Source organism: Caproiciproducens faecalis (genome assembly GCF_019448085.1).
GTDB lineage: Bacteria > Bacillota > Clostridia > Oscillospirales > Acutalibacteraceae > Caproiciproducens > Caproiciproducens faecalis.
The window spans coordinates 254,709-270,615 of record NZ_JAGFNZ010000005.1 but is presented as its reverse complement, the minus strand read 5'-3'; the positions used below and the strand labels follow the sequence as shown (position 1 = coordinate 270,615).

The 15,907-nt window shown below is 46.4% G+C and carries 13 protein-coding genes, 1 riboswitch and 1 other annotated feature; of the genes, 4 read left to right on the top strand and 9 right to left on the bottom strand.

The annotated features are described in order from the left end of the window. Positions 1 to 6: 6 nt before the first annotated feature. Both tgt and queA read right to left on the bottom strand, forming a co-directional pair. Complete coding sequence (gene tgt / locus J5W02_RS13170; protein ID WP_219966148.1) at positions 7 to 1,137, bottom strand: tRNA guanosine(34) transglycosylase Tgt; 1,131 nt, start codon at positions 1,135 to 1,137, stop codon at positions 7 to 9. A 14-nt stretch (positions 1,138 to 1,151) separates the two neighbouring features. After that, complete coding sequence (queA, locus tag J5W02_RS13165) at positions 1,152 to 2,198, bottom strand: tRNA preQ1(34) S-adenosylmethionine ribosyltransferase-isomerase QueA (RefSeq protein ID WP_407928387.1); 1,047 nt, start codon at positions 2,196 to 2,198, stop codon at positions 1,152 to 1,154. 80 nt (positions 2,199 to 2,278) lie between these two features. After that, a riboswitch (Lysine riboswitch) is annotated at positions 2,279 to 2,453 on the top strand. Positions 2,454 to 2,601: 148 nt separating this feature from the next. Between queA and asd the strand changes: the two genes are divergently transcribed. The 4 genes from asd to J5W02_RS13145 are packed head-to-tail and all read left to right on the top strand — an operon-like array spanning position 2,602 to position 5,851. Next, positions 2,602 to 3,681: an aspartate-semialdehyde dehydrogenase gene (asd, locus tag J5W02_RS13160; protein ID WP_219966147.1), complete on the top strand. Its 1,080-nt coding sequence runs from the start codon at positions 2,602 to 2,604 to the stop codon at positions 3,679 to 3,681. Between the two features lie 29 nt (positions 3,682 to 3,710). Continuing rightward, positions 3,711 to 4,601, top strand: coding sequence for a 4-hydroxy-tetrahydrodipicolinate synthase (gene dapA / locus J5W02_RS13155; protein ID WP_219966146.1), 891 nt, complete (start codon positions 3,711 to 3,713; stop codon positions 4,599 to 4,601). A 27-nt stretch (positions 4,602 to 4,628) separates the two neighbouring features. Next, positions 4,629 to 5,381, top strand: coding sequence for a 4-hydroxy-tetrahydrodipicolinate reductase (gene dapB, locus J5W02_RS13150; RefSeq protein ID WP_219966145.1), 753 nt, complete (start codon positions 4,629 to 4,631; stop codon positions 5,379 to 5,381). An 8-nt stretch (positions 5,382 to 5,389) separates the two neighbouring features. After that, a complete protein-coding gene (locus J5W02_RS13145) occupies positions 5,390 to 5,851 on the top strand; it encodes an ACT domain-containing protein (RefSeq protein ID WP_255575756.1) in 462 nt (153 codons plus the stop codon). A gap of 43 nt (positions 5,852 to 5,894) precedes the next feature. Here the strand turns inward: J5W02_RS13145 and J5W02_RS13140 are convergent, their stop codons facing one another. From J5W02_RS13140 to dxs, 7 genes are all read right to left on the bottom strand, one after another. Then, on the bottom strand, positions 5,895 to 8,561 hold the full coding sequence (locus J5W02_RS13140; RefSeq protein ID WP_219966144.1) for a YfhO family protein: 2,667 nt from the start codon (positions 8,559 to 8,561) through the stop codon (positions 5,895 to 5,897). Between the two features lie 106 nt (positions 8,562 to 8,667). Then, on the bottom strand, positions 8,668 to 9,897 hold the full coding sequence (tyrS, locus tag J5W02_RS13135; protein ID WP_219966143.1) for a tyrosine--tRNA ligase: 1,230 nt from the start codon (positions 9,895 to 9,897) through the stop codon (positions 8,668 to 8,670). 48 nt (positions 9,898 to 9,945) lie between these two features. Further along, positions 9,946 to 10,180 (bottom strand) — a binding site (T-box leader). Between the two features lie 39 nt (positions 10,181 to 10,219). Then, a complete protein-coding gene (gene recN / locus J5W02_RS13130) occupies positions 10,220 to 11,893 on the bottom strand; it encodes a DNA repair protein RecN (RefSeq protein ID WP_219966181.1) in 1,674 nt (557 codons plus the stop codon). Between the two features lie 5 nt (positions 11,894 to 11,898). After that, a complete protein-coding gene (locus tag J5W02_RS13125; protein WP_219966142.1) occupies positions 11,899 to 12,348 on the bottom strand; it encodes an arginine repressor in 450 nt (149 codons plus the stop codon). 1 nt (position 12,349) lies between these two features. Further along, on the bottom strand, positions 12,350 to 13,207 hold the full coding sequence (locus J5W02_RS13120) for an NAD(+)/NADH kinase (protein ID WP_219966141.1): 858 nt from the start codon (positions 13,205 to 13,207) through the stop codon (positions 12,350 to 12,352). A gap of 1 nt (position 13,208) precedes the next feature. After that, entirely contained in the window at positions 13,209 to 14,021 is an 813-nt protein-coding gene (locus J5W02_RS13115) for a TlyA family RNA methyltransferase (RefSeq protein WP_219966140.1), read from the bottom strand. Continuing rightward, complete coding sequence (dxs, locus tag J5W02_RS13110) at positions 14,018 to 15,874, bottom strand: 1-deoxy-D-xylulose-5-phosphate synthase (protein WP_219966139.1); 1,857 nt, start codon at positions 15,872 to 15,874, stop codon at positions 14,018 to 14,020. The genes J5W02_RS13115 and dxs overlap by 4 nt, the downstream gene beginning before the upstream one ends. Between the last annotated feature and the right edge of the window lie 33 nt (positions 15,875 to 15,907).

The window sequence follows — 15,907 nt, the reverse complement described above, 5'->3', positions numbered from 1 at the left end:
GATTTCTTATATTCTTGCGCCTAATTTCAAGATATTATTGCTATAGAATTCTTCAAAGCAATTCTGGTCAAGAGAAGAACGAATCTGTTCCAGAAGAGAGTTGTAAAAATAAATGTTATGCATGACGCAAAGCCGCATGGCGAGCATCTCCCCGCTTTTAAAAAGATGATGAATATAGGCGCGGGTAAAGTTGCGGCAAACGGGACAATCGCAGTGCTCGTCAAGAGGTTTCTCGTCCAGCGTGTACTTGGCGTTCATCATGTTCCGGCAGCCGTCCCATGTGAACGCATGTCCGTGACGGGCGTTTCTGGACGGCATAACGCAGTCGAAGATATCCACACCACGCTTGACTGATTCCAGAATATTAGCAGGGGTACCTACTCCCATCAGATAGCGGGGCTTGTCTTTGGGCATTTCCGGTTCTACCGCCTCAATGATGCGGTACATCTCTTCTGCGGTCTCCCCCACCGCCAGCCCACCGATGGCGTAACCGTCAAGATCCAGCTCGCGGATTTGTTTCATATTTTCGATACGCAGATCCTCGAAAGTGCTGCCCTGATTGATTCCCCACAGCATCTGGCGGGGATTGATCGTGTCCGGCTGCAAATTCAGTCTGTCCATTTCTGCTTTGCACCGATACAGCCAGCGAACTGTCCGCTGACAGGAGCTGCGCGCGTAATCGTATTCCGCCGGATTTTCCACACACTCGTCAAACGCCATGGCTATGGTGGAAGCGAGATGAGACTGGATTCTCATGCTTTCCTCAGGTCCCATGAAAATTTTATGGCCGTCAATATGGGAGGCGAAGGTAACGCCTTCTTCTGTTATATTCCTGAGCTTTGCAAGGGAAAACACCTGAAATCCTCCGCTGTCGGTCAGAATCGGCCCGTCCCATCGGGTAAACTGATGCAGACCGCCCAGCTTTTTCACATTTTCGTCGCCCGGTCTCAGATGAAGATGGTAGGTGTTGCAGAGCTGCACCTGGCATTTTAGATCTTTCAGATCCAGTGCGGAAAGGCCTCCCTTTATCGCGCCGCAGGTAGCCACATTCATAAACGCCGGAGTCTGAACCGTACCGTGCGGCGTGGTGAATTCTCCCCGTCTGGCAGCGCCGGAGTTTTTGATTAGCTTGTACATATTTTGTGTTCCTTTCAGTAAATGAACATCGCGTCGCCAAAACTGAAAAAGCGATATTTTTCCTGAACAGCGACCCGGTATGCGTTCATGATATGCTCGTAGCCGGCCAATGCGGAAACCAGCATAATCAGCGTGCTTTCCGGTAGATGGAAATTGGTAATCAGTCCGTCGAGTACTTTGAACCGATAGCCCGGATAGATAAAGATATCCGTCCAACCGGCGCTTTCTTTAATACATCCCTCTGCAGTTCCGACCGATTCCAGCGTGCGGCAGCTTGTGGTTCCCACCGCAATCACTCGTCCGCCGCTGCGCTTTGTTTCATTGATGGCATCGGCCGTTTCCTTTGGCAGGTAGTAATGCTCGGAATGCATTTTGTGATCCAGTATTTTTTCCGCCGTGACAGGACGGAACGTACCCAACCCAACGTGCAGCGTTACAAACACCACTTTCACACCCTTTACCTTTACCTTCTCCAGTAATTCCGGTGTAAAATGCAAACCGGCGGTTGGTGCCGCCGCAGAACCGATTTCTTTGGAGTACACCGTCTGATAGCGTTCATTGTCGTTTAAGTGCTCCGTAATGTAATGGGGCAGCGGCATTTCACCTATTTTATCCAGAATTTCATAAAAATTTCCTTCATAAGTAAATCGGGCCAGGCGGTTGCCTTCGTCTATGATTTCCAGTACTTCCGCCTGAAGAAGACCGTCGCCAAAAATAAAACGAGCACCGGGTTTCGCGCGCTTTCCGGGGCCGCAGAGTACTTCCCATACATCCCCCTCCCGGTGGTTTAAAAGAAGGAATTCTACCTTTGCCCCTGTTCCCTCCTTAATCCCGTAAAGACGCGCCGGCAGAACGCGGGAATCGTTCAGAACAAGACAGTCGCCGGGGTTGAGACAGTCAAGAATATCGAAAAAATGTTTGTGGGATATTTCGCCCGTTTCCTTGTTCAATGTCAAAAGTCTGGATGAATCACGCGGTTCCAGCGGGGTTTGCGCAATCAGTTCCTTGGGTAAGTCATAGAAAAAATCTTTGGTTTGCAAATTTTTTAAATCCAATGTCATTTTAATATCTCCTACATAATATACTACCGAATCTTTATTATAAATAAATTGACAAGTAATAGCAACCCATGTTATTATAATTCAAAGATAGAGGTGCGATTTTAAAAAGTAACGGATTACAGGCTGCCAAAGCTGTTTATCATCCGTGAAAGGTAAACTCGCCGAAGGTGGTTTCGAGGCAGGAAACCATCTGGTTGTTTTTGTCAACAGCAGAACAACTGTCATCATGTGGTATGATGGAGCGCTATCGGCTTACAGAGCGGTTTTGGTGAATACCGGACCCCTATCAATGTCGAACAGTATCTATTATATTTGCTTGATGACCGGTTTTCAACCGGTTTTTTTGTTATATTTATATTTTTCCATCATTTAAACCATATATATATTACAGGAGGGCTACCCAATGAAAAAGTATAATGTAGGGATTATTGGCGCAACCGGAATGGTTGGTCAGAGATTTGCCACGCTGATCGAGAACCACCCATGGTTTACGGTTACCGCACTTGCTGCAAGCGCGCGTTCCGCCGGTAAAACATATAAAGAGGCTGTTGGAGATCACTGGCTGATGACCACGCCGATGCCGAAATCAATGGAAAATATGGTTGTTTTCAACGCGGAAAAGGATATTGAAAAAGTTACTTCTCTCGTTGACTTTGTTTTCTGTGCGGTCAATATGAAAAAAGAGGAAATCAAAGCACTGGAAGAAGCCTATGCCCAAGCGGAATGCCCGGTTATGTCCAACAACAGCGCAAACCGTTTGGTGGCGGACATTCCAATGATTATTCCGGAAATTAACGCCGACCATGCTTCCGTGATCGTGGCACAGCGCAAAAGACTTGGCACAAAGCGCGGATTTATTGCCGTAAAATCGAACTGCTCGCTGCAGAGCTATGTTCCGGCAATTCACCCGCTGATGGATCTGAATGTTACAAAAGTACTCGCCTGCACCTATCAGGCAATTTCCGGCGCCGGAAAAACCTTTCAGACATGGCCGGAAAGCGTTGATAATGTTATTCCCTTTATCGGCGGAGAAGAAGGAAAATCTGAAAACGAACCGCTCAAAATCTGGGGCCATGTAGAAAATGGCGCAATCGTCAACGCCACTTCCCCATCCATTACGTCCCAGTGTCTGCGTGTTCCCGTTTCCGACGGTCATACCGCCGCAGTTTTCCTTTCCTATGAGAAAAAGGTTGAGATGGAAGAAATTATTGCAAAATGGGAAAACTTTAAAGGGGTTCCACAGGAGCTTCAGCTTCCCAGCGCTCCGAAGCAATTTTTACATTATTTCCGTGAAGATGACCGTCCGCAGTCAAGACTTGACCGTAACCTGGAAAACGGCATGGCGGTTTCCATCGGACGGCTGCGCCCGGATACACAGTACGACGTAAAATTTGTCTGTCTTTCCCACAATACTTTGCGCGGAGCAGCGGGAGGGGCTGTTTTAATGGCGGAACTTCTTTGCGCAAAAGGATACATTGATTGATTAATTTGCAAATTTGGAGGTAGTGTTTCTTGAAAAAGCTTATTTTCAGCGGCTCCGGTGTTGCAATTATCACGCCGATGAATCAGGACGGTTCCGTTAATTATGACGTTTTGGGTAACCTGGTTGAGTTTCATATCGCCAACGGAACAGACTCGATTATTGCCTGCGGCACAACAGGGGAATCCGCAACGTTGGACCATGACGAACATTGTAAGGTGATTGAATACATCATTAAGAAAACCGACAAAAGAATCCCGGTTATTGCGGGTTCCGGCAGCAACGACACACGCTACGCGGCGGAACTTTCCCTGACTGCTCAGGAACTTGGAGCGGACGCTCTTTTGATGGTTACCCCATACTATAATAAAACGTCTCAGGCAGGTCTGGTAAAGCATTATCATTATGTGGCGGATCGGGTAGACCTTCCCATTATTCTTTACAACGTACCATCCAGAACGGGTTGTAATATTAAGCCGGAAACCTATCTGGAGCTTTCAAAGCATCCGAATATCAATGCCGCCAAAGAGGCAAACGGAGACATTTCTGCGCTTGCAAGAACCATTTCTCTCTGCGGTGACGACCTTTATATCTATTCCGGTGAAGATAATCAGACCCTGCCAATCCTTTCTTTGGGTGGAAAAGGCATTATCTCCGTGTTCGCCAATATCATGCCAAAGGAAATGCATCAGATTTGCGCAGATTTCTTTTCCGGTGACATTGCCAAGAGCCGTGAACGGTTCCTGCAGAGCATTGAACTGATGGATGCGCTGTTTATGGATGTAAATCCTATTCCTGTCAAAACAGCTATGAAGATGCTTGGATATCAAAGCGGTGACTGCCGCCTGCCGCTCACTTCTATGAGTGAAGAAGCGGAAGTCAAGCTTGCAATGATTTTAAAGAAATATAAACTGTTAAAATAAAGATACCTTTTCGGAGGGAATGTTAAAATGACAAGGATCATCATCTGCGGATGCAACGGCAAAATGGGCCGCGAGGTTTCAGCCTGTGCGGCGCTGAGAGCCGACTGCCGGGTTGTCGGCGGAATTGATATGAATACGGAAGTAAAATGCGACTATCCGGTCTTTACAAAACCGGCGGACATTGATGTTGCAGCAGACGTCATCATTGATTTTTCCAATCCCGCCCTCCTCCCCTCTCTGCTTCAGTATGCACAGATTCATAAAACGCCGCTTGTGCTATGCACCACCGGTTACAACACAGCGCAGATAGAAGCGCTGACCCGTGTTTCCAAAGAAGTTCCCGTCTTTTATTCGGGCAATATGTCGCTTGGAATCAACCTGTTGATCGAACTTTCCAAAAAAGCGGCGAAAGTGTTAGGTAACGGCTTCGATATTGAAATTGTAGAAAAGCACCATAATCAAAAAATCGATGCACCCAGCGGTACCGCTCTTATGATAGCCGACGGAATTTCCTCCGTCATGAATGAAAATGTGCACTATGTCTATGACCGTCATTCTCAGCGAAAAAAGCGTGAGTCTACGGAAATCGGAATTCACTCCATTCGCGGGGGTACCATTGTCGGTGAGCATGAAGTGATTTTTGCTGGACATCATGAGGTAATTACTCTGGCTCATTCCGCCCAGTCCAAAGAGGTGTTTGCGGTCGGCGCAATTAATGCCGGCATTTATTTGGCGAAGATGTCCGCAGGACTATATAACATGTCTGATCTATTAAAATAGGAGGTAGCATGATAAGTATGGAACCGATGATTACCACTACAAATGACATTACCTTGATTACGCTGCAGAATTGTCCTTCCGAACTGACCTTTACTGCTGATGTTTTCCAGAAAATTTCAGGTTTTGGGGTCAATGTGGATATGATTTCACTGGCGCCGACACACGGTGCGTTCACATCCATTTCCTTTACCATTTGTGACAATGATCTGGATAAAATTCTTGCCTTTACATCCGACCTTCATGATAATTCGAATATTAAGACCATTGTCAGCAGCGGCAACTGCAAGATTTCTGTGTACGATCAGGGAATGAAAGACACTCCCGGCGTAGCGGCTAAAGTTTTTGCGGCGGCGGCCAAAAGCGACACAGACATACGGATTATTACCACCTCTGAAGTGGATATTTCGTTGCTGGTTACAGCAGCGGATTTCGATCAGACGCTCAGTGAGATTGAAAAGTGCCTGAAATAGAACAATAAAGTTGCAGCCCGCATCAAAAAGATGCGGGCTGTTTTTATCTCCAATAAAAGATGATAAGGGGGAAAATATAGACTGCCGCAAAAACGCCGATGCAAAGAAGAGCAAATAAGACAGTGGCAGGAATTTCAAGAAACTGTATTTTTTGATAAAATCCCCTCTTGAGCAAAATTAAGAATAGGATAAATATCACTATTCCCAAAACAGATAAGCTAATCCCCAGTTGAAATCCGGGCGGAATATAAGAAACGGAAATCTCATTTTTACCCTTGTTCAGCTTGATTGCCATCATAGAATCCAATACGCTGTAAATGTTAGCCTGATTCCCGTTCACAGTCGCCGTGTACCCTTTGTCGTCTGTTACCGGAAGAAACAGATAAGACCGGTCATCCGCGGCATCCGCCGTCCCTATGATTTTATTTCCCGACTGTTTCAGCTGTGCCGTTGCAGTAGTACCGACTGCTTTTTTCAGAACATCGTCCTGTAGCCCTGCAATTCCAAAAGATTTGGCGTTAACTTCTTTTAAAACCTGAATTTCCACTTCGACTGTCTGGTTACGGTAGGTACCAAGATTTAAAATTCCGTTATTGCTTTGATTGGGATAATCGTCCTGAACGGTCAGCCCGTTTACCAAGATGTTAAAACTGGAATTGATATGTTCGATCAGGCTGTTTGAAAGGCGGTCAAAGCAATCAAAATACAATGTTTCCGTCCCCTCTACCGGAATTCGGTAAACAATGGATCCTTCTGCGCTGTTGTCGGGATAAGTCAGAGAATACTTGTTATCGGAAGAATAAGCTATATTGTTGAAGACGGTTGGCTCGTAATAAGTGAAGAGCTTGTCCTTCGTATGAAAGAGGGATTCAAAGAGAAACTGCTGTGTTTTCAGGCGAGTGGTGTCCGGTAAAGTTTTGAAAGCCCCGATCTGATCGGCATGGATGACAAATCCGACAGGAAGCGTATCGTCTGTTTCCCTGATCTCATATTTTTCATTCTGATAAATTTGTTTCTCTCCACTGATTGCCGTTCCTTTGCGAAGGATGGTATATCTGTTTCCCATAATCGCGTCTGTCAGTTTAGTTCCGCCGTTAGAGTTCACTTCCATCCAGTAGGATGAATAACCGAGCTTTTTCATGGTAAACATGAAATCCTGACCCGTCAAGGATGTGTAATGGCTCAGTGTGTTGTATCCAAGACTGCCCATCAGGTTTACGTCAAAATATTTTTCTTCCGTTTTAACACGGTAAAAGGAATCATCCGGAATCCGTTCGCTCAGATCGATAACGGATGATTGCGCTTCCCCATTATTGGCGGACGAAGCAATATAAATGCCGGAATTAAATACGCATTCCAGAACAACCATCACACACAGCAAAACGGAAAAAGCGATTCGGCTCATCAGGTTGAATTTGTATAGCAGCAGCAAAACAAGATAAGCAAGCCCCGCAGCCAGAGAAAACAGAAGGATAAACCGGAAACTGGCACTATTCCCCCAAAGAGTCTCTGTGTATACTGTGACAACATCGTATTCCTTGTAAAAAATCAGGCATTCCGCAAGAAACACGGCGCTGACCGCCAGCATTCCGCCAAATACGGAAATCGAATTGCTGGAAGCAAGGCGGTTTTCCTGATTAATTTCCGACAGTAGAGCGGCAAATAGAATCAAGCCGAAAAAGATGGTAATATATCCATATCGCACCGGAAATGCCTGATAATTTCCGGTCTGCCACATCTTGTTGATCGGTTCTATAAAGACCGGTATGACTGTTAGGAGAAATATGATAAAGGGGAAGCCTATCTTTGGACGTAGCTGACTGGCAAAAAGCAAATAAAGGATCAGCGCGGAAAAAATCGCACCAGAGCATAAAATGACAGGAAATGTGGTATCCAATCTGGAAATCAGCCCGCCCACCCTTAAACTGGTAAACAGATTTCCGGTTCTGGCAGAGGCGACATACTGCATGAGCGAAGGCAGCCAGACCACGCAGGTAATCAAGGCGGTAATCAGTGTGGAAATTCCCAAAAGCAATATATTTTTCCGGCGAATTCCCTTTTTGGCAAAGAAACAGACATACACGCCAGCTGACAGCATCAGAAAAACCGATACCATATAGCTTAGATAGAAGTTCACGGTCAGTATCGCTGAAAAAGACAGAACATACAGCAGGATGTTTCCCTCTTCGGTCAGCTTAATCAGGCCAATCAGAAGAATAGGAAAAAGATACATAACGTCGAGCCAAACCTGATTCTGGTAATAAAACATGGTATAGCCGCAAAATGCGTACATAACCGATATAGCCGTATTTTGCAGCATGCCAAGGTGCTTGAAACGAAAATGAAAAAAAACGCTCGCTGTTAAAGCACAGGTCATCATTTTCAGCAGGACCAGAATATTCATGAAAAGATAAAAATCAGCCTTATTTACAAATGCGACCAAAAGGCTGAACGGGCTGCTGATAAAAAACAGGAATACGCCCCAGAAGCTCATACCTCCGGCATTTTGCATATTCAGAAACATATTCGCTTTTCCGGACAGAATATCTTTAAAATCCATCAGAAATGGGATAACCTGCTGGTTCATGTCACACCATGAAAGGGTGTTGTATCCGAAAGGAAACATCCTGCCGACAAAAAAGACCGACAGCATTATGAACATTACCGATACAGGCGCCAACAGAAAAGAAGCGGTTCTCTTCATCTGCATATATCCTCCAACACTCGTCAATGTACCTATTATAAGGAATTGCAAAGTGAAAATCAATCAAAACTGCCCGCCGCCGAATTTTCGGCAGCGGGCAAATACTTTCGCATTAATCAGCCAGATTAACTTTATGAAACACTTTTTTCCCTTTTTTGATGACCACATATTTTTTCTTAAAATGGTTTAGGGAAAGTTTTTCCGTACTGGAAACAACTTTAGCGTTGTCTACCGAAATACCGCCCTGGTCGATCAGGCGTCTCCCCTCCCCTTTGGAAGGAGCCAGCTTTGTCAGAACCAGCAGGTCAAGTACTCCGATTTCTCCGTCAACAAAATTGGCGGCGGTAATATCTGTGGAAGGCATGTTATCCGTGTTTTCACCGGTTCCGAAAAGTGCTCGTGCACCCTCCTGCGCTTTGTAAGCTTCCTGTTCCCCGTGAATCAGTTTTGTAACCTCAAACGCAAGAATTTCTTTGGCTTTGTTCAACTCTCCGCCTTCCAGCTTTGCAAGCTCATTAATTTCAGTCATGGGAAGGAACGTAAGAATTTTCAGGCATTTAATAACATCAGCGTCGCCGATGTTACGCCAATACTGGTAAAAATCAAACGGCGTGGTTTTTTCGGGGTCCAGCCATACGGCGCCTTTTTCGGTCTTACCCATCTTTTTACCCTCGCTGGTGGTCAGCAGAGTAAACGTCATACCGTAAGCTTCTTTGCCCTCTTTACGGCGAAGCAGCTCAACGCCGCCGATAATATTGCTCCACTGGTCATCACCGCCAAGCTCCAGCTGGCAGTTGTAGCGATGATTCAGCTCTAAAAAGTCGTAGCTCTGCATAATCATATAGTTCAGTTCAAAGAAAGAGAGACCCCTTTCCAGGCGCTGCTTATAGCATTCTGCGGCAAGCATCCGGTTGACGGAAAAATGAACGCCGACATCGCGTAAAAACTCAATGTAATTCAAGTTCAGAAGCCAGTCGCCGTTGTTGGCCATGATTGCTTTCCCTTCGGAAAAATCCACCAGACCGGACATCTGCTTTTTGAAGCAGGCAATATTGTGATCGATTTCTTCTTTCGTCAGCATCTTGCGCATATCTGTTTTTCCGGAAGGGTCGCCTACCATGCCCGTTCCGCCGCCAAAAAGCGCAATGGGCGTATGGCCGGCTCTCTGCATGTGTGCCATGACCATAATCTGCACAAAGTGGCCAACATGCAGGCTGTCGGCTGTAGGGTCGAAGCCAATATAAAATGTGGTCTTGTGATTGTTGAGAAGATCCTGAATCTTCTCTTCGTCCGTCATCTGGGCGATTAAGCCCCTTGCTTTCAGTTCTTCAAAAACTCCCATATAGAATTCCTCCATTTCAGGGGGATAAAAAACGCCCCCTGCATATTTGCAGAGGGCGGAATAACCGCGGTACCACCTCAGTTCACCGTAACCTCACGGATACGGCCTTACGGGTACAAAAATACCCAAGCGCTGTAACGTGCGCTGCGCGGCCAGATCTAATAGAAACCGTTCAATCTGGCGACTCCGGGATGTATTTCAACCAAATTACGCACCTGCTTACACCAGCCGCAGGCTCTCTTTGACGGCTTTTTGGCTTACTTCTTCCCTTCAAAGTCATTATAATGCATTATACCCAATTGATTCTGCGTTGTCAAGAAAATCATTGTTTTTGAGCCAGCTTCAGCATTTCGGCGGCATTTTCCAGCAGGAGCGGTGTAATTTGCGCCCCGCCCATGATACGGGCCAGCTCCTGTTTTCTGCCTTCATAGTCAAGCTCCCTCACGTCGGTGAAAGTCTTATTTTCTTTCACCTGCTTTTTGATTAAGAACTGTGTATCTGCCAAAGCGGCAATCTGCGCCAAATGGGTTACACAGATTACCTGACGGTTCCCGGCTACTTCGTGCAGTTTTAAACCGACCTTTTGCGCCGCGCTGCCGCTGATGCCCGTGTCAACCTCGTCAAAAATCAGCGTGTCAATATCATCTTTGCCGGCAAGCACTGTTTTAATCGAAAGCATAATGCGGGAAAGCTCCCCGCCGGAAGCAATTTTCGCTATCGGTTTGGCGGGTTCTCCGGCATTCACAGAAATCAGAAATTGCATTTTGTCACAGCCGAGCGGATTGAGCGGACAGTCCTCCTGCTCAACCTGAAAATCAATGCTCGGCATATCGAGAAAGCGCAGTTCTTCCTTTACTCTGACCGTAAATGCTTTGGCCGCCTTTGCGCGGCAGCCGGAAATTTCCTTTGCAAGCTTTTCCGCTTCTGTTTTGGATTTCTGATACTCCTTTGTCATCTGAAGAATCTTTTCATCCGAAAGCTGAATATCTTCCAGCTGCTCTTTGGATTTTTCCAAAAAACCGATCATTTTTTCCACGGAGCCGCCGTATTTCAGGCCAAGCCGATAAAGAATGTCGAGCCTGTCCTCTATTCTTTCAATATCAGCGGGATCATATTCCAATTCTGAGGAAAAACTACGGATTTCTTCTCCGCAGTCCTCCAGCTCGTAGCGAATACTTTGGATTCTTTCGGAAAGATCGTGGATTTCAGGAAGATATTTTTCCGCATCCATCAGTGCATCCGAGGCAGAAGCAATTGCGGACAAAGCGCCGTCATAATTTTCTTCTCCATTCAATGCAACCTTCACCGTATTGATGGAAGACGCTATTTTTTCACTGTTTAGATATTTTAACTTTATTTGATTCAGTTCTTCCTGCTCTCCGATTCGCAGATCGGCAGCTTCCAGTTCATTGATCTGGTAGGTAAGCAGATCAATCTGTCTGGCCTTTTGCGCCTCGTCCATGTCAAAGGCCTCAAGATCACTTTTGACGTGCTGCATATGGCTGAAAGCCGAACGGTACTCTGCCAGCAGTTTTTCCGGTACGCCCATACGGTCTATATACCGGATATGTAAGTCGGGAGAAAGCAAATCGTAGCTTTCGTGCTGCCCGTGAATACTGATTAGCAGCACCCCGATTTCTTTCAAGACGGATACCGTTGCGGGGCGGCCGTTAATGCGGCACACGCCCTTGCCGTCGGTGTGAATTTCGCGCTGGATCATGATTGAACCGTCCTCTTCCGGCACATAGCCAAGCTCCTCCAGCTTATTCAGCGCCTGTTTTCCCAAATCGTTAAAAACGGCGGTAACAAAAGCGGAGCGCGCTCCCGTTCGGACAAGCTCACGCGAAGTTCTTTCCCCAAGAATTGCGTTGATGGAATCAATAACAATGGATTTTCCCGCGCCGGTTTCTCCGGTCAGGACATTCAGACCGGAGTGAAAATCAATTCCGGTCTTTTCAATCACAGCAATATTCTCAATGTAAAGCTGAGACAGCATTGCAATCACCCAACCATTTTTTTAAGTTCAGCTACCAGCTGCTGTGCATGGTCTTCGTTTCTCATCGCAATAAAAATAGTGTCATCCCCTGCCAAGGTACCGACAACGCCCTGCCAGTGCATCGTGTCCATCGCTGCGCAGACGGCTTGAGCCATCCCTGCATGGCATTTGATTACTACGAGGTTACAAGCATAATCAATTTGAATTGCTGAATCTGCAAGAAGAGAATAAAATTTAGAGGAATAGTCCGTCGTACTGTTTCTGCCGGTGGAGTACCTGTACTTTCCGTCGTGAGACAAGGTTTTTATTAATCGGAGTTCTTTGATGTCGCGGGAAACCGTAGCCTGAGTGACTTCAAACCCGTCTTCTCGAAGGCGGCGCAGCAGTTCTTCCTGTGTATCAATTGCGTATTCGTTGATTAGTTCAAGAATTTTTGCGTGTCGTCTTGTTTTCAAATCAATTTCTCCTTTCGGCCAATTTTTCGTTGACTACCTCGTAAAAATTATTGTCTTTTAATTTAATAATTCTTACCATGCGTTTCGAACAATAAAAATTAATTTTCTGATTATCCGATATCTGAATAAACGTATCTCCGTCAATGGAAAGAATCATCTCGCTCTTATAATTGGAGCAAGCTGTTACGCTCAGCTTTGCGTCCGGTCCGAAAACAACCGGTCTGGTCAGCAAGGAATGCGGACAGATGGGTGAAAGCAGGATACAACTGATGCTTGGGTCAATGACGGGGCCGCCGGCGGAAAGAGAGTACGCCGTGGAACCGGTCGGGGTGGAAATAATCAGGCCGTCCGCCCTGTACTCACAGACATTTTTGTCATTGAAATGTACCGAAATATCTAAGATTCTGGAAAGGGTACCCCGTGCGATTACCGCGTCATTCAGCGCCAAATGTGTTTCTGTCTTCCCTTGATTTTCAAGTTGGACTTCCAGCATCATACGGTTTTCAATGGTGTAATCTCCGTCAATCAGCTTCTTGAGTTTATCAAGCTCGTCCGTTTCCAGTCCGGCAACAAAGCCGAGTCTTCCCACGTTAATCCCCAAGATTGGCTTTTCCGCCGCCGCCGCATGCCTGGAGCAATGAATAATCGTTCCGTCGCCACCGACGGCAATGACAGCGTCGCTGTCCGACATCATTCTGTCAAAATCATCGTAAAAGTGAATGTTGGAATTTGAAAAACAGCTTTTCAGATTCAGCCTCATGCAGACCTCTGCGCCGAATTTTTGAAGCGTTTCCACTACTCTAGCGGTATGAAGCTGTGCGTTGTGCTTGCTTAAATTCGGCATAATCGCTATTCTCAAATTATTCACCACCACTTAATTGATTATGGGATTCTTCTACCAATGCTTTAATATCCAGCGGCACGCTTTCCGTTTTTTCCGCTTTCTGAAGGTAAATCAGGTACTCAATATTGCCTTCCGGTCCTTTTACAGGAGAATAGGTCAGTCCTAAAACAGAAAAACCGTGCTCCAGAACAAAGCGCACTATTTTATCAATGACTTCCCGGTGAACAGCTGGATCGCGTACGACACCTTTTTTGCCTACTTTTTCTCGCCCGGCTTCAAACTGGGGTTTTATCAGACAAACCGCCTGAGCACTTTCCGCCATAAAATTCCTTGCGACCGGAAGAACCAGACAAAGTGAAATAAAAGAAACATCCACACTGAAGAAGTCAATCTCGTCCGGCACCTGATCCTGCGTAATATAACGGACATTGGTGCGTTCCAGATTCACTACTTTGGGGTCCGTGCGCAGTTTCCACGCAAGCTGGCCGTAGCCGACGTCAATGGAATAGACTTTTTTCGCGCCGTTTTGCAGCATACAGTCGGTAAAGCCGCCGGTGGAAGCGCCGATATCCATCGTGATTTTATCTTTCAGCTCAATTGGGAAAACCGCCATTGCTTTTTCCAGCTTTAAGCCGCCACGGCTCACATAGGGCATCGTTTCCCCACGAATCTCTATTTCCGTATCAACCGGAAGCATCGTTCCGGGCTTGTCGGATTTTTGATTATCAATATAGACATTGCCCATCATAATCATAGCCTTAGCCTTTTCACGGCTTTCGGCAAGCCCCCGGTCAAACAGCAGGCAATCCAGTCTTTTTTTCTCTATCACTTTTTGTACTCCGTCAATATCATATTTACCATTCCCTTGTCGTCCAGACCAAGGGAGCTGAGCGACTGCAGCATAGTTGCGTGAGGGACAAAGTTTGTAATTGCGCGTAAACGGAATTCACCTCGATACCCGCTCTGGGCGAGTAGAAAGCTGAAATGTTCCCCGATACCTCCCTGCTGAATCCCTTCTTCAAAGAAAAATATGTTTCCTGCAGCAGCAGCCTCTGCGACCACGTCAGTATCCACCGGGGTAATCCGGTTCAGTTTGATAATTCTGACTGAAATGCCGGACTCTCTCAATGAGGAAAGGGCTTTGCAGGCAAAGGAAAACAGGCGTCCATAGGTCACAATGACCAGATCTGCCCCATTCTGACCGTAAGTGTCATAAGCTTTTCCCGTGCTTACGAAGTCAAAGGGTTTAAACATCGGTTTGCCGCGGGGATAGCGTACGGCAGAAACCCCTTCACACTCATACAGAGCCTTTTGGAACGAGGTATAAAGCTCGTCATAGAAAGCAGGAGAATAAACGGTAATATTGGGAACCGTATTGAGGAATGCTGCGTCGAAGATGCCCTGATGGGTTTCCCCGTCATCCCCAACCACCCCTGCACGGTCTATGGCAAACGTTACTTTCACCCTTTGAATAGCCGCGTCATGAATGATCTGATCGTAACCGCGCTGTAAAAAAGTGGAATAAATCGCGCAGACGGGAAGCATCCCGCCTGCGGCAAGACCACCGGCAAAGGTCACGGCGTGCTCTTCCGCAATCCCGACATCAAAGAAACGACCGGGAAACTGCTTTGCAAAACCAACCAGCCCGGTACCCATCTGCATAGCAGCGGTGATTGCGCAGATTCTTTCATCTTTATTGGCCAGCGCACAAAGATTGTTCCCGAAAACACTGGAAAAATTTTCACCGGCGGGAGCAGTCTTTCCCGTTTTAATATCAAAACTGGAAATTCCATGGAACGCGCCCGGGTTCTGCTCTGCAAAAGGATATCCCTTCCCCTTACAGGTAAGTACATGAAGCAAAACCGGATGATTAATATTCTTGGCATTTTCCAGGACATCAATCAGCTTTCCCAGATCATGACCGTCGAATGGCCCGTAATAATAAAAGCCCATATCTTCAAAAATGGTACTGTTATATAATATCTGCTTTAAAGCAGCCTTTGATTTCGAAAGAAAATGATGCAGCGGTTTCCCAACATGAGGGAGCCGGTTCAGGGCGCTTTCAATGTTGCCCTTCGCTTTAAAATAGCCGGGTTTTGTACGGATGTGTGCCAAATAGCGCGCCATTGACCCAACATTGCGCGAAATAGACATTTTATTGTCATTTAAAATTACAATAAAATTCTTTTTAAAGCGCCCCGCGTTGTTCAGTCCTTCATAGGCGAGTCCACCCGTCAGGGCGCCGTCGCCAATCAGAGAGATCACATGGCCGGGCTCTCCGGAAAGTAATTTAGCATTGGCAATACCAAACGCCGCGGAAATGGATGTGCTGCTGTGCCCCACATTGAAAGCGTCGTATTCGCTTTCCATACGGTTGGGGTAACCCGACAGACCGTCCTTTGTCCGTATGGTAGCGATAGAGTCACGCCGACCGGTCAGGATCTTATGAGTATAGGCCTGATGTCCGACGTCCCAGACAATCTTGTCGTCTTTAGAACTGAAAACTCGGTGCAGTGCGACCGTTAATTCGACGACTCCAAGGTTGGAAGCCAGATGTCCGCCGTTGTTGGAAACGGTTTTTATAATTTTTTCGCGAATTTCATCACATAATTCATAGAGTTCATCAAGGGAAAGCTTCTGCAAGTCTTCCGGGGAATTAATCGTATTTAAAAGGTTGTCCATTCTTCACCTCAATTGGCAGTGCCGCGCGCATGA

Excerpts from the sequence above, each read along its gene's own strand:
- dapB (WP_219966145.1), top strand. The coding sequence starts at position 4,629 with ATGACAAGGATCATCATCTGCGGATGCAACGGCAAAATGGGCCGCGAG.
- asd (WP_219966147.1), top strand. The coding sequence starts at position 2,602 with ATGAAAAAGTATAATGTAGGGATTATTGGCGCAACCGGAATGGTTGGT.
- tyrS (WP_219966143.1), bottom strand. The coding sequence starts at position 9,897 with ATGGGAGTTTTTGAAGAACTGAAAGCAAGGGGCTTAATCGCCCAGATG.
- J5W02_RS13140 (WP_219966144.1), bottom strand. The coding sequence starts at position 8,561 with ATGCAGATGAAGAGAACCGCTTCTTTTCTGTTGGCGCCTGTATCGGTA.
- dxs (WP_219966139.1), bottom strand. The coding sequence starts at position 15,874 with ATGGACAACCTTTTAAATACGATTAATTCCCCGGAAGACTTGCAGAAG.
- queA (WP_407928387.1), bottom strand. The coding sequence starts at position 2,198 with ATGACATTGGATTTAAAAAATTTGCAAACCAAAGATTTTTTCTATGAC.
- tgt (WP_219966148.1), bottom strand. The coding sequence starts at position 1,137 with ATGTACAAGCTAATCAAAAACTCCGGCGCTGCCAGACGGGGAGAATTC.
- recN (WP_219966181.1), bottom strand. The coding sequence starts at position 11,893 with ATGCTGTCTCAGCTTTACATTGAGAATATTGCTGTGATTGAAAAGACC.
- J5W02_RS13145 (WP_255575756.1), top strand. The coding sequence starts at position 5,390 with ATGATAAGTATGGAACCGATGATTACCACTACAAATGACATTACCTTG.